Here is a 13,908-nt window from a genome sequence, read left to right as displayed (position 1 = left end):
ATAAGAACATGGCTGTATGAGCAGAAACACCAGTGAGCTGCTCGGTCAGTTGAAAATTGACCGGGATACGGCTCCCAATGATTTACCGTCATCGCCCCGAAAAACCCTACTGGCGGCTTCCTCCGGTGCAGTCGCCGGCCTGCTAGTTGGTTTTTTTGGCGCCTCCCTCTTGGCCGAAGACCCACCCGCAAGCCCTAACACAATCCCAACTCCCGCCAACACACACACTACGCCATCTGCCCCCTCCAGCGCACACCTGGAGACGGTGTTGAATGCCTCCGGATATATCACCGCCCGACGCATGGCTACGGTGTCAGCAGAGGTGATGGGACTGATCAGCAGCGTGGATGTCGAGGAGGGTATGCAGGTACAGGAAGGTCAAGTGCTAGCCCGCCTCGACGACGTCAAAGCGCGCGTCAGCCTGGCATTTGCCCGTGCGCAGATTCAGGTACTGCAAGCCCAGGAAGCCAGTATTCTCGCCAAGCTAAAAGAAGCAGAGCGTCAGTACCGGCGTTTCGCTGGCTTGCGTGAAAAAAACTACTCCAGCAAAGCACAACTCACCCAGAGTGAGGCCACTGTTGAAGGCTTGAGAGCCGATTTAAACAGCGCCCGGGCAAATATTGAGGTGGCTAAACTGGAAGCCGAGCGACAGCGGGAGCGCTTGGAGGATCACACGATACGCGCGCCCTTTGCGGGAATCGTTACACAAAAAAATGCTCAGCCCGGAGAAATTGTCGCACCCAGCTCCGCCGGAGGCGGTTTCACCCGCACCGGTATCTGTACCATTGTGGATATGAACTCCCTGGAAATTGAAGTGGATGTCAATGAGGCATTTATCGGCCGGGTCTCCACGGGTCAAAGGGTAAACGCGAATCTTGACGCCTACCCGGAGTGGGATATTCCCGCCACGGTGGTGGCAATTATTCCAACCGCCGATCGCGCCAAAGCTACGGTGCGTGTGCGTATCGGTATCGATCAAAAAGACGCCCGTATCCTACCGGATATGGGGGTGAAGGTCGGCTTCCTGGCCGGGGAGGAAGTCGCTCTTTAACGGCACAGACTACGGCTCTAATTATTCATTAAAAAAGGAAATTACAGATGTCTGAAGATGTGTTGTTTCAGTTAAAAAATGTCGGCAAGAGTTTTATCAAAGGTAAAGAGAAAATCTCTATTTTTGACGATCTCAATATGAGTATTGAGCGAGGAGATTTTGTCGCCATTATGGGGCCTTCCGGCTCCGGAAAAACTACTCTGTTAAATATGCTTGGCGGTGTCGATCAACCCACCAGCGGGGAAATTTGGTTTGATGGCACCCGTATAGACTCCCTCAATGAGAGCGCCCTAACCCGTTGGCGCGCGCAGAATATTGGTTTTATTTTCCAATTCTACAACCTGATGCCAATGCTCAATGCCCAACGCAATGTAGAACTGCCGCTACTGTTGACCAAGCTCTCCAAGGCACAACGCCGCAAAAATGTCGAAACCGCCCTCGCTTTGGTGGGCTTGAGCGATCGCGCCAAACATATGTCCAGTGAAATGTCCGGCGGCCAGCAACAGCGGGTGGCCATCGCCCGCGCAATTGTCTCGGATCCAAAACTCATTCTGTGTGACGAGCCCACCGGTGATCTCGACCGCGCCACCGCCGATGAAATCCTGGAGATGCTGCAACTACTCAACCGCGATCACGGCAAGACCATCGTCATGGTTACCCACGACCCGGCCGCAGCCAAATACGCAAAACGCACCCTGCATCTCGACAAGGGACAATTTGTGCAAAGGGAAATAGTGGCATGAACGATCTCTATTTAATTTATAAAAACATGACGAGGAAACCTCTGCGGTTATTTCTCACCTGCTTTGCAATTTTTATCGCTTTTTTAATTTTTGGCGCAGTGACCAGTTTGAAATCTGCACTCAATTCCAGTGTGGAGTTGTCCGCTGATAATCGCCTGGTAGTTTTTAACCGAATCAATTTCACCCAATCGCTACCCATCTCTTATTTCCAAAAAGTCGCTGCGGTCGAGGGAGTAAAAGATGTCACCCACCTGAACTGGTTTGGCGGTTATTATCAGGAACAAAGTAGGCAAATTGTCTCGCTGGCTGTGGACCCCGAATCCTATTTACGCGTTTACGAAGAAATAGTGATTCCGGATGAGCAAAAACAGGCTTGGTTTAACAATCGTCAGGGCGCGCTGATAGGTGAGAAACTCGCGCAAATATATGGCTGGAAAATTGGTGACCGGATCCCTATCTCCTCAAATATATTCACCCATAAAGATGGTGGCTATACCTGGGAGTTTGTAGTCTCAGGAATTTTTAAAGGGGATACCGAGCAGTACGATACTCGCCAAATGTTATTCCATTATAAATACTTCATGGAAACTCAGACATTTGGCAATGACTGGATAGGATGGATGGCACTCACTACTGACGATCCCTCTCTCAATGAGAAAGTAGCCAAAACCATTGATGACAGTTTTGCCAATTCGCAAAGTGAAACCGATACCAGTACGGAAAAATCCTTTAATAAAGCTTTTATCGAGCAAATTGGCAATATTGGTTTGATTATTTTCTCGGTGGTTTTCACCGCGTTTTTCACCATTCTGATTGTGGTTGGCAATACCATGGCCTTGGCGATTCGCGAGCGCACCGGCGAGATTGCTGTACTCAAAACCCTGGGCTTTTCCAGCGCACGCATTTTTCGCATGGTGCTATCGGAATCCCTGTTGGTCGCATTTATCGGCGGTCTCTCCGGACTCGCTGCGGCCTGGCTGTTAGTTGAAGGAATAAAAACCTTTCTCGCCCGTTTCCTGCCCAACTTGATTCTCGATGGCGATATCGCTCTACAGGCGCTGTTTTTTATGCTGCTGCTGGGAATTATTACCGGCTTGTTACCGGCTTTTAACGCGCTGCGATTGAATATTGTCTCGGCATTTAATCGTCAGCCCTAAATACATCGTATCGAGTTCCTAACAACTGTAGGTGCCCGATTGATCAAGCCCGACCGGAGGACAGCCAATGGGCTCTCTAATTGCACAAATTATTTCAGTGACCCTGATGAACCTGGGCAGCCTGCGCCGGCGCCTGTGGATGTCACTGGCGATGGTACTGGCCTCGGCGGTGGTGGTGGCAATACTGTTGGCATTTCTCGCCATGGCCAAAGGCTTCGAAGAAACTATGCGCGGCGCCGGCTCCAACCAAATCGCCATTCTGATGCGCGAGGGTTCCTCTACCGAGCTCAACTCGGTGATCCTGCAGGATCAGGTCAACCTGGTTAGCGAATCTGCAGGAGTCGCCCGGGACGCCAACGGCCCACAGGTTTCACCGGAACTCTATGTCATTGTGGATGGTATCAAAAAGTCCAGTGGTACCGAGGCCAATATCCCCCTGCGCGGACTCAACCAAACCGGTATGGCCATGCGCACCAACATGCACTTAACCGAAGGCCGTATGTTTGTTCCCGGAACCAATGAAATGATTGTCGGCGAGGGTGTCCTGCGGGAATTCAGCGGTTTCGAGATTGGCAAGGAAGTGCGCTTTGGTAAAAACCTGTGGACAGTTGTCGGAGTTTTTTCCACAGGGGGCAATATTTTTGAAAGTGAGCTGTGGGCAGATATCAAAACAATCCAGAGCCATTACAACCGTGGCAGCAGTTATCAGTCCATTCGCTTGCAATTGGACAATGACGACGGCCTGGCATCGGTCAAGGAAACCATTGCGCGGGAACCGCGCCTTAATCTCGAAGCGCAGACCGAGCGAGAATACTTCGCTAGTCAGGGTAAACAACTGCAGTACATCGCCACCTTTGGCTGGATTATCAGTGCGGTGATGGCCCTCGGTGCCCTGGCCGGTGCACTCAATACCATGTACACCTCAGTGGCGGACCGTGCCAAGGAAATTGCCACCCTACGCGCCCTCGGCTTCAGTAATTTTTCCGCTTTCTGCGGCACGATTGCTGAAGCGATGGTACTGGCGGTGGCCGGTGGACTACTGGGGTCATTGGCCGCCTACTTGTTCTTCGACGGCCTAAATACCTCAACCCTGGGCGGCAGTTTTACCCAGGTGGTGTTCAGTTTTGAAATGTCCCCAGACCTGTTCGTGCAGGGCGCCGTGTTGGCGTTGGTAATCGGCTTTGTCAGTGGTTTTTTCCCCGCCTGGCGCGCCGCGCGTATGCCGGTAATTGTGGCATTTCGCCACGCGACGTAAATTTTACCTAGATGCCGATAGACAAAGGGGCCGCTCAGGCCCCTATGTTTGTTTGCGGTAAATTTTACTCTTGCCTTCCGGCTGTCTGCGAAAGCGCTTGTATTCCCACTGATACTGCTCCGGCGCCTGGGCGATGCAGGCCTCCACACCGCGGTTCATCGCCGCCAGGGATACTTTTTGCTCTTCGCTGTAAATCGCTTTTTCTGCGGGGACAAAAACCAGCTCAAAACCGCCTTCTACACGCTTGCCAAACCCAAAAACCACATGGCACTTGGTGCGCTGTATCAGATTGTGCACCAGGGTCATCGTCAGGGCCGGGCGCCCAAAAAACGGGGCAAAGTCACCGCCCATATCCGGTTCCTGGTCGGGAAGAATCAGGGCTAAATCTCCCGCTTTCAATGATTTAAGCAGCGCGCGTACACCGTGCACATTGGTGGGCACCATCTTGCCGCCAGTTACTTCGCGCCCGCTGCGAATCACCGGGTCCAGGGCTTCTATTTTAGGAGGCTGGTAAAGTACAGCACAGGGGGACAAGGTACCCACATACAGGCCGAATATTTCCCAGTTGCCAGTATGTGGCATTAACACAATGGTGCCGCGCCCATCGGTCTCACCGGCGTTGAGTAACTGCTGATTGCGCACACGAACAATGGCCTTTTCATTTTTTGCCCAGGGCGTACTCCACAGTGACGCCATCTCAAAACCCGCCATAGCCGTGTTGATCACACTCTCCCTCGCCAGCTTTTCGCGCTGTTTGGGGTCCATTGCCGGATAGCAGAGTTTGAGATTAATGCGGCTCAGGCGCAGGCCTTCGGAACGAGTCCACACAACCATTTTGCCAGCAAACCAACCCAATCGCCGCGACCAGTGCAACGGCAATTTGCCGATGATTTTCAGTGCCCCTACAGCAAGGCGCCCCTTAATATCCACTCACTACTTCCTATACAAAAACCACTTTAAAGTGGTCGTGTTGCCCAAGTATGGCCATTGAAACCTCTTGACGCGGCTATAGCGCTTTAAGCGCAGCAGTCGCTGCCGCTATAATTGCGTCCCTTTGCCCACAGCAGATACTGATCCGGAGATAGCGGTGTCCAAGCAATACGATCTCAGTACCTTCCAGGGACTTATTTTTGCCCTACAGGATTATTGGGCGCGCCAAGGGTGCGTCATTCTACAGCCTCTGGATATGGAAGTGGGCGCCGGCACCTTTCATCCGGCCACTTTCCTGCGCGCCATAGGCCCGGAAAACTGGAACGCGGCTTATGTACAGCCCTGCCGCCGCCCCACCGATGGCCGCTACGGCGAGAACCCCAACCGCCTTCAGCACTACTACCAATACCAAGTAGTGATGAAGCCATCCCCGGACAATATCCAGGAATTGTACCTCGACAGCCTACGCGCTATGGGCGTAGACCCGGCTATCCACGATATCCGCTTTGTGGAAGATAACTGGGAATCCCCAACTCTGGGCGCCTGGGGCCTCGGCTGGGAAGTTTGGCTGAACGGTATGGAAGTCACCCAGTTTACCTACTTCCAGCAGGTGGGCGGCCTCGAGTGCTACCCGGTTACCGGCGAGATCACCTACGGTCTCGAGCGTATCGCCATGTACCTGCAGGGGGTCGAATCTATCTACGATTTAGTGTGGACCCGCAACCCGGACGGCAGCCCCGTCACTTACGGCGACGTTTTCCATCAGAACGAAGTGGAAATGTCCCACTACAACTTTGAACACGCCGATGTGGAGTTCCTGTTCGCCACCTTCGATCACTGCGAGCGCGAGAGCACACGCCTGATTGAGCTGGGCCTGCCGCTCCCCGCTTACGAGCAAGTTATGAAGGCCTCCCACGCCTTCAATCTGCTGGATGCGCGCCACGCCATCTCAGTGACCGAGCGCCAGCGCTATATCCTGCGCGTACGCACCCTGGCCCGCGCTGTGGCACAGGCTTACTACGATGCGCGCCGCGCCTTAGGCTTCCCCATGGCAGATGAAGCACTGCGAGCAGATATTTTGGCGGAAGACATCGAGCAAGAGGAGAAGCAGTAATGGCTCAGGATTTTCTGGTAGAACTGGGCACCGAAGAGCTGCCACCCAAGGCGTTACACAAATTGATGAGCGCTTTCGCCGATGGTATTACCCAAGGCCTCAAAGGCGCCGAGTTGTCTTTTGGCGAAGTGAAAGCCTACGCAGCCCCCCGCCGCCTGGCCGTAGCGGTATTCGGTTTGGCGGATAAGCAGCAAGACAAACAAATTGAAAAGCTGGGCCCGGCCGTCAAAGCCGCCTTCGATAAAGAAGGCAAGCCCAGCAAGGCCGCAGAAGGTTTCGCCCGCAGCAACGGCGTAACCGTTGAAGAGCTGGGACGCAAATTGACCGACAAAGGCGAGCGCCTGGCCTTTATCAGCGAGCAAAAAGGCGCTGAAACCGAAACCCTGTTAGCGGGCATTGTCGAGAAGGCATTGGCTCAGCTTCCTATTCCCAAGCGCATGCGCTGGGGTGCGCGCCGCGAAGAGTTCGTGCGCCCGGTGCACTGGCTCGTCATGCTATTTGGCAACAAGGTCGTAGATGGTGAAGTACTCGGCTTGAAAGCCGGAAAAACCAGCCGTGGTCATCGCTTCCACTGCAATCGCGAACTGGAGATCCACTCCGCCCACGACTATGCACAGGTTCTGCGCGAACCCGGCTACGTAATGGCAGATTTCGCCGAGCGCCGCGAAGCCATTCGCGCTCAAGTTATTGCCGAAGCCAATAACGTCAATGGAGAAGCGGTCATCGACGACGACCTGCTCGACGAAGTCACTGCGCTGGTGGAGTGGCCTGTCGCCCTTACCGGCCGCTTTGAAGAGCGCTTCCTGGAAGTGCCCGCTGAAGCCCTGATCTCCTCCATGAAGGAGCACCAGAAGTATTTCCATGTAGTCGATGAAGATGGCCAATTGCTGCCGTTCTTTATCACCGTGTCCAATATCGAGAGCCAGGATGCCGCCCAGGTTATCCACGGCAATGAGCGCGTAATCCGGCCGCGCCTGGCGGATGCTGCCTTCTTCTTTGAGACCGACAAGAAGACCAGCCTGGAGTCACGCCGTGAGAAACTGCGCCAAATCGTATTCCAGCAGCACCTGGGGAGCGTCTACGACAAGACTGAACGGGTAGCTGCCCTGGCCCGCACCATCGCTGAGAAAACCGGAAGCAACGGCGACTGGGCCGAGCGCGCCGGCCGCCTGTGTAAATCGGACCTGGTTACCGAGATGGTGTTCGAGTTTGCCGACATGCAGGGCATCGCCGGCTACTACTACGCCGAAAACGACGGCGAGCCGTTGGATGTGGCCAAGGCCATGTACGAGCAGTATATGCCCAAGTTTGCCGGTGACGAGCTGCCCGCCAGCGACACCGGCACTGTAATTGCCCTGGCAGATCGCCTGGATACTTTGGTCGGCATCTTCGGCATAGGCCAACCCCCCAGCGGCTCCCGCGACCCCTTCGCCCTGCGCCGCGCCAGCCTGGGCATCATCCGCATCCTCGTCGAAAAGCGCCTCGATCTGGACCTGCGCGAATTGCTGGAATTGGCCCGCGACAACTACCCGCGCACTGCTCTGGGTGAATACGACAAAGTGGTAGAGCAGACTTTGCAGTATGTCCTGGAGCGCTTCCGCGCCCGCTACGAGGATCAGGGTATCGCCACCGAAGTATTTATGTCCGTTGCCGCGCGCAAGCTGTCGCGCCCGCTGGATATCGACAACCGTGTGCACGCGGTTAACGCCTTCAGCCAACTACCGGAGTCCGGCGCCCTGGCCGCCGCGAACAAACGCGTTTCCAATATCCTTGCCAAGCTGGATGGCACAGTGCCCAGCAGTGTCGATGAAGCACTATTGCAGGAGGAAGCGGAGAAAGCCCTGTTCGCCGCAGTACAGGTTGCCCGCACAGAAGTTGAACCGCTGTATAGCGATGCGCTTTTCGCCGAAGGACTCGCCGGCCTGGCGGGCCTGCGTGAAACCGTGGACAACTTCTTCGACCATGTGATGGTAATGAGTGACGACGAGCAACTGCGCAACAACCGCCTGGCCCTACTGGCCCAGCTGCGTGCACTGTTCCTCGAAGTTGCCGACATCTCCCTGTTGGTTCCAGCCAAGTAATAGCGACTTGAAGCGGGGCTCTGCGCCCCGCCTCAACGAAACAGGCGAATCGACATGGCAATAATTCTTCTTGGCCGCGATGGGGTCATTAATCAAAACCCCAACCAATTCGTAAAATCCGCAGACGAATGGCAGCCCCTGCCCGGCAGCATTGAAGCACTGGCTGCGCTCAGTCAGGCTGGCCACCAACTGGTGATTGCCACCAACCAGAGCGGCCTGGCCCTGGGCCAGTTTGACTTGGATGACTTGGAGGCGATACACGCCAAGATGCGTTCCCAGGTAGAGGATGCAGGCGGTGAAATTGCCGCGATTTTCTACTGCCCCCATGGGCCCGAAGACAACTGCCGTTGCCGCAAGCCCCAGGCGGGCCTGCTGGATGCCATCGAAGCGGAATTCGACACCAGCTTGCATGGCTGCTATCTGCTCGGTGATAAACTGGCCGATTTACAGCTGGCCCTGGTCAAGGGGTGTAAGCCGGTACTACTAAAAACCGGTGCAGGCGCAGAAACCCTGCAACAGCTAGTAGAGAGCCCCGATCCGCGTCTGGCGGAAACCGCTGTGTTTGCCGACTTAGCCAGTTTCAGCCTGTTTCTAGTGGGCCCCTGAGCCCACTGATCTCTCTTTTACAGCCCTCTAAATTTAATGAGCTTTTCCAATCTCGCAGAAAAGCGTCATCAGAAACCCTCTCCACTACTGCGCCACCTCGCATTTGTGACTTACGTTTTTTTCTTTCTCGCCAGTTAGCAAAAATAGTACAAAACAATGACTATGACGCCAGTTTATTGAGTCCTGCGACACATTACTTTAAAAGCGAGTCACAGGTCGGGTGGCTTTATCCCAGTGAAAGCGCGCTCTGCCAGACCAAGGATGGCTTGTTGGGTGTCAGTGACATTGGATAAACAGCGCACTTTCTCTCCCACCTCTACCCGCCTGTTAAAATAAAAAATGGGACAACTCAATGAAAAGAAAAATAATTTCCTCGCTTATTGCGGGCCTGCTGTGCTCTGGCAGTAGTTTCGCAGCCTCAGTAGCAGACACACTCACCCCCGAAATCCAAAAGAATAAAAAGGTCTATATCGTACAGCTCGATGGCGAGCCACTCTCCACCTACAGCGGCACAGTCGCGGGCCTCTCCAGCGCTAAGTCCAATGTACGTCGCAAGGCTGACCCGCGCAGTAGTAGCTATCGCCACTACTCCGATTTTCTCAAAACACGTCGTCAACAGGTGCTTTCCGCGGTGCCCGGCGCACGCAAAGTGCATGAATACAAGGCGGCCTTTAACGGCTTTGCCGCAGTTATGAGTGAAAAGGATGCCGAAGCACTGCGTAGCCATAAAGATGTGAAAGGCGTCTGGGAAGATCGCCTGCTGAAAATGCATACCGATTCCACTGCAGACTTCCTCGGCCTGACAAATACACCCAGTCCCTGGCTCTGGGGAATCACCGGTGAGGATGTGGTCGTGGGTGTAATCGACTCGGGTATTCATCCAGAACACCCGAGCCTGATGGATGTTCCAACGCCACGGCAGGGTAATCGTGGCGTCAATATTTCCTATGGTCCGGTGCCTGAATCCTTTATCGGTGAGGGCTGTGAGTTTGGTAACACAGACTTTAACCCCGGTGACGCCGCCTTTACCTGCAATAACAAACTGATCAAGGCCAAGTCTTTTTCAGACGCCTTCCTCTCCAACAAGACTCTGGCGGATTACGAGTTTCTCTCTGCACGGGATGCGGACGGACACGGCACCCACACCGCCACCACTGCCGCAGGGAACTACGGTGTAGTGACCCCAGATGGGAAAACCCTGACCGGTATGGCGCCGCGTGCCCGTATCGCGGCCTATAAGGTGTGCTGGGATGCCCCAGACCCGGACGATAGTGGCTGCTCCTCGGCAGACTCCATGGCTGCTATTGACGAAGCCGTGGCCGACGGTGTGGATGTCATCAACTTCTCAGTGGGTGGCTCCAGTACCGTTTTCACCGGTGCCGATGAGATCGCCTTCCTGTTTGCCGCCGATGCGGGCGTTTTTGTTGCCACTTCTGCCGGCAATAATGGCCCAGGCCCACAAACAATGGGCACGCCTTCCGGTGTCCCCTGGATTACCGCAGTGGCGGCCGCCGAAGACGACCAGAGCTTTGGCACGGCCCTGCAGGTGGATGCCCCTGAAGCGGTTGTGGGCACCTACGATGCCCGTGAAGGCAACGGCCCGATCACTATGGAAGATGTAGGTCTACTATCGGCACCTGTTGTTGTGGGTGCCCCTCTGGAGGCCTGCTCCGCACTCACCAACTCCGAGGCCATTGAAGGCAAAATCGCGCTGGTGAAGCGTGGGGGATGCTCCTTCAGTACTAAATACAACAATGCTGCAGACGCCGGCGCAGTGGCCATTGTTGTCTATAACGACGGCAGTGCTGTAGACCGTATGGATCCGATCGTTATGTCGGCACCGGATACTACGATCCCAGGTGTGATGATTCGCCATGCGGATGGCGCCATGCTGGTTGAGAATTCGGGGGTCACGGGCACCCTGGATCCTGAGCTGAAGATTTCCCGCGAAGACCGCATCGCCAGCTTCTCTTCCCGCGGCCACAACGTGGGTGCGACGGATATTATCAAGCCGGATGTGGCAGCACCGGGCGTAGGCATTCTCGCCGGTACTTCACCGGTACTGAGTGGCGGCAACCTATTCGCCGCCAAAAATGGCACCTCCATGGCCAGCCCCCATGTCGCCGGTATTATGGCCCTGTTAAAACAGGCTCATCCGGACTGGAGCCCGGCCATGGCCAAATCCGCACTGATGAGTACAGCGCGCACCAACCTTCAAAAGTCCTTCGGACCCGAAGCCGCTGATCCCTTCGATATTGGTGCTGGCGCTATAGTGCCCGCCGCGGCTTTCGACCCCGGTCTAGTCTACGATGCCGGTTTCAACGACTATCTAGCCTTCCTCTGTGGCGCAGAAAATCAGCCGCAGATTATCGAGGCCAGTACCTGTGAGGGACTGGTTTCCGCTGGCTATTCTATGGATTCCAGCGATCTCAACCTGCCATCAATCGGCATCGGTGAATTGGTTGGCACACAAACCATCAAGCGCCGTGTCACCAGCGTCGGCCGCGGCCAGAGATGGTATTGGGCTTCTGTAGAGGCACCCGCAGGTGTCGAGGTCAGTGTTAACCCTAAAACCCTACGCCTTAGAGAGGGAGATAGCGCCGAGTTTGAAGTTACCTTTACGGTTACCGAAGAAGCGGCCATGAACGAGTGGGTATTTGGCGAATTAAGCTGGAAATCTGTTGGTTTACGCCAGGAAGTACGCAGTCCTATCGCTGTACGCCCGGTTCCACTATCCACAACTCAGAAGATCAGTGTCGATGGCAGCGATGGTGCAGTAAACCTGCCCGTACAATTTGGTTATAACGGCAACTATCAAGTGGATATCAACGGCTTGGCGGAAGGCGTACCTTTCCCTGGTAGCGTTGAGGATGGAGAAAACCAGCTGATTTTCTTCGATATTCCGGAGGGTACAAAGCTTGCCCGCGTAGCCTTATTTGATGCGGATGTGGGCGATGGTAGTGGCAGCGACGACTTGGATTTACAAGTCTACGGCCCCGGCCCCGATTTCCCAGAGGTGGGCACCAGTGGCTCACCGACTTCCGCTGAATCTGTCGATTTGGTCAATCCCACCGCAGGTCAGTATGCGGTATTCGTAGTGGACTACGCCTCTGCGGAGGGCCCTACGCCATTTACCCTATTTAACTTTAACCTGAGTGGAGACAACGGCAATACCCAGCTCACAGCTCCGCCGAAGGCACAAATAAATAGTAGTGGCACTATCAATCTGGAGTGGCAGGATCTCTCCCCAGGTACCCGAGCCTTGGGAATTCTCAGCCACGGTAACGGTGAGACGGTATTTGCCGAAACCGAGGTTATGGTGAATACCCAATAGAAAGCCATTCCCTCCAATGATTGACAGAGAGGGGGGTATTTTTAGAAACCGGCCGAGCTATTGGTCTTGGCCGGTTTTTTTATTTACAACGTAATTTACCCTGTTGCCGAATAAAAGCTTCAGCAATATCCATTGAGATACGACCAAAATCCCAAAAAGCTTTTGTTTTACGATTGATATTTACTGCCACTGACAAGTTGTGATCCGGCATAATCATCAACCAGCTTTGACTGCCGCGGCTGACACCACCATGATTAGCATGGCGCACAATTCCCAAAGACGGGATTTCTTGTTCACGGTACCGCCAACCCAACGCATAGTGCTGCTCGTTCACTTCTCCATTGGCAAGCTTTTGCGGTGTCCAAAAAGCTTCTCGGGTTTCAGCAGCTAAAAAATTGTTGTCGAGATAGTGTGCACCCAGCTTTACCAGATCCGTAGGTGTGGAAATAAAACCACCACCTGGTAGACGATGACTTAAATCCACCGGTCGCCATTCACGTAGGCGAAGTTCGTCGCCGCTTAACCCATTACTCTTATAGAAACGGGCAATATTTCTTTCCATATTGCCATTTAATGGAGAGACCTCAGTATTTTTCATTCCGGCAGGAATAAAGACCTCGTCTTCCATCACGTCCAAATAACTTTTTTGCTCTGCACCAGCCACAACCGCCCCTAGAAGAACGGTTCCCAAGGTGCTGTAATAAAAATTTGAGCCTGGCTGGAACAACAATTCACTACTGTCAAAAATTTCCAGAGCCTGATACATACTGTCGTAATGACGGTCCAGTGCCAGTGTTTTATACAAGCCAAGCCAATCAGAATTCTTCTTATAATGTGGTAAACCCGACATATGAGAGGCCAGCTGGCGTGGGGTGATCTCTGCCCACTCTTGATTGGGTAATGCTTCCAAATAGTGAGTTATTGATTTATCAAGATCAATACTCCCCTTCTGTACCAAACGCGCGAGAGCTGTTCCAGTCAGAGCCTTGGAAGTACTACCAATACGAAAACGTGTTTCAGTGGTAACAGGTATTTTGTTTTCCAGGTCTGCCCATCCAGATGCGCCAGCCCAGACAAGCTTGCCACAAGCCGAAACTGCCGCAGAGATTGCTGGAGAACCAATCTCCTGGCGATGCGTTTCAATGGCTTTAAGTGATTGATCTGCTGCCGGTTGCAGCTCTTTTTGGTATAGCTTTTGTGTCGATGGTGTCTCGGTGGCTAACGCCTGCCAACCAAATGGACTAAGTGGTAACGAATCCAGAGACCAGGCATAAAATTGATAAACCGGCCAGAGCAAATAGCCAATACAAGACAGCAGGGCAAAGATACCCAGCACAAACTTTTTATTTTTCATCTGATCTATCTATTAGCCCCTAAGCCATATCTGTGAGATCTAACGGTTAACACGTACCCAAAAATTTTGAACCTAGAATTATTACATTGCAGCTATTGGAACAAGAGACACACTTACGACGAATTCTGACATTTTAATTGGGGAGCAATCTAAGAAAGTGTTTTTCCCATACTGTAACTATTCATCTTTTTTAGTTGAAAAAGCAGTCATTCAGGAGAATTAAAAAATTATCAAAAGGCCAATAATTCATTTAATTCTCAATTGAACACAGCCGAACCCAAAA

General features: G+C 53.5%; 10 protein-coding genes. 8 read left to right on the top strand and 2 right to left on the bottom strand.

The window, feature by feature from the left end:
* Positions 1-16 precede the first annotated feature (16 nt).
* The 4 genes from ACJJIJ_RS18240 (at position 17) to ACJJIJ_RS18225 (ending at position 4,206) form a co-directional block, all read left to right on the top strand.
* On the top strand, positions 17-1,051 hold the full coding sequence (locus ACJJIJ_RS18240; RefSeq protein ID WP_444938085.1) for an efflux RND transporter periplasmic adaptor subunit: 1,035 nt from the start codon (positions 17-19) through the stop codon (positions 1,049-1,051).
* A 47-nt stretch (positions 1,052-1,098) separates the two neighbouring features.
* Positions 1,099-1,794 (top strand): ABC transporter ATP-binding protein, encoded by a 696-nt coding sequence (locus ACJJIJ_RS18235; protein ID WP_444883271.1) that lies wholly within the window; start codon positions 1,099-1,101, stop codon positions 1,792-1,794.
* On the top strand, positions 1,791-2,951 hold the full coding sequence (locus ACJJIJ_RS18230) for an ABC transporter permease (protein WP_444888978.1): 1,161 nt from the start codon (positions 1,791-1,793) through the stop codon (positions 2,949-2,951). The genes ACJJIJ_RS18235 and ACJJIJ_RS18230 overlap by 4 nt, the downstream gene beginning before the upstream one ends.
* A gap of 67 nt (positions 2,952-3,018) precedes the next feature.
* Positions 3,019-4,206 carry an ABC transporter permease gene (locus tag ACJJIJ_RS18225; protein WP_444887627.1) on the top strand — a complete coding sequence of 396 codons (1,188 nt, stop codon included), beginning with the start codon at positions 3,019-3,021 and terminating at the stop codon, positions 4,204-4,206.
* A 42-nt stretch (positions 4,207-4,248) separates the two neighbouring features.
* Here ACJJIJ_RS18225 and ACJJIJ_RS18220 read toward each other — a convergent pair whose 3' ends face one another.
* Complete coding sequence (locus ACJJIJ_RS18220; RefSeq protein WP_444938084.1) at positions 4,249-5,136, bottom strand: lysophospholipid acyltransferase family protein; 888 nt, start codon at positions 5,134-5,136, stop codon at positions 4,249-4,251.
* A gap of 157 nt (positions 5,137-5,293) precedes the next feature.
* Here ACJJIJ_RS18220 and glyQ point away from each other — a divergent pair, with 157 nt between their 5' ends.
* From glyQ to ACJJIJ_RS18200, 4 genes are all read left to right on the top strand, one after another.
* Complete coding sequence (gene glyQ / locus ACJJIJ_RS18215) at positions 5,294-6,250, top strand: glycine--tRNA ligase subunit alpha (protein ID WP_444883267.1); 957 nt, start codon at positions 5,294-5,296, stop codon at positions 6,248-6,250.
* Positions 6,250-8,331, top strand: a complete 2,082-nt coding sequence (gene glyS / locus ACJJIJ_RS18210; RefSeq protein WP_444938083.1) for a glycine--tRNA ligase subunit beta — start codon at positions 6,250-6,252, stop codon at positions 8,329-8,331. The genes glyQ and glyS overlap by 1 nt, the downstream gene beginning before the upstream one ends.
* 54 nt (positions 8,332-8,385) lie before the next feature.
* Positions 8,386-8,937 (top strand): D-glycero-beta-D-manno-heptose 1,7-bisphosphate 7-phosphatase, encoded by a 552-nt coding sequence (gmhB, locus tag ACJJIJ_RS18205; RefSeq protein WP_252083974.1) that lies wholly within the window; start codon positions 8,386-8,388, stop codon positions 8,935-8,937.
* 352 nt (positions 8,938-9,289) lie between these two features.
* Positions 9,290-12,271: a S8 family serine peptidase gene (locus tag ACJJIJ_RS18200; RefSeq protein WP_444938082.1), complete on the top strand. Its 2,982-nt coding sequence runs from the start codon at positions 9,290-9,292 to the stop codon at positions 12,269-12,271.
* 79 nt (positions 12,272-12,350) lie between these two features.
* Here the strand turns inward: ACJJIJ_RS18200 and ACJJIJ_RS18195 are convergent, their stop codons facing one another.
* The gene (locus tag ACJJIJ_RS18195; protein WP_444938081.1) at positions 12,351-13,625 is read right to left on the bottom strand and encodes a serine hydrolase domain-containing protein; all 1,275 of its coding nucleotides are present in this window, start codon (positions 13,623-13,625) and stop codon (positions 12,351-12,353) included.
* Between the last annotated feature and the right edge of the window lie 283 nt (positions 13,626-13,908).

The organism is Microbulbifer mixtoriginis (SeqCode), assembly GCF_052467945.1.
This window is presented reverse-complemented; position numbering and strand designations above follow the sequence as displayed.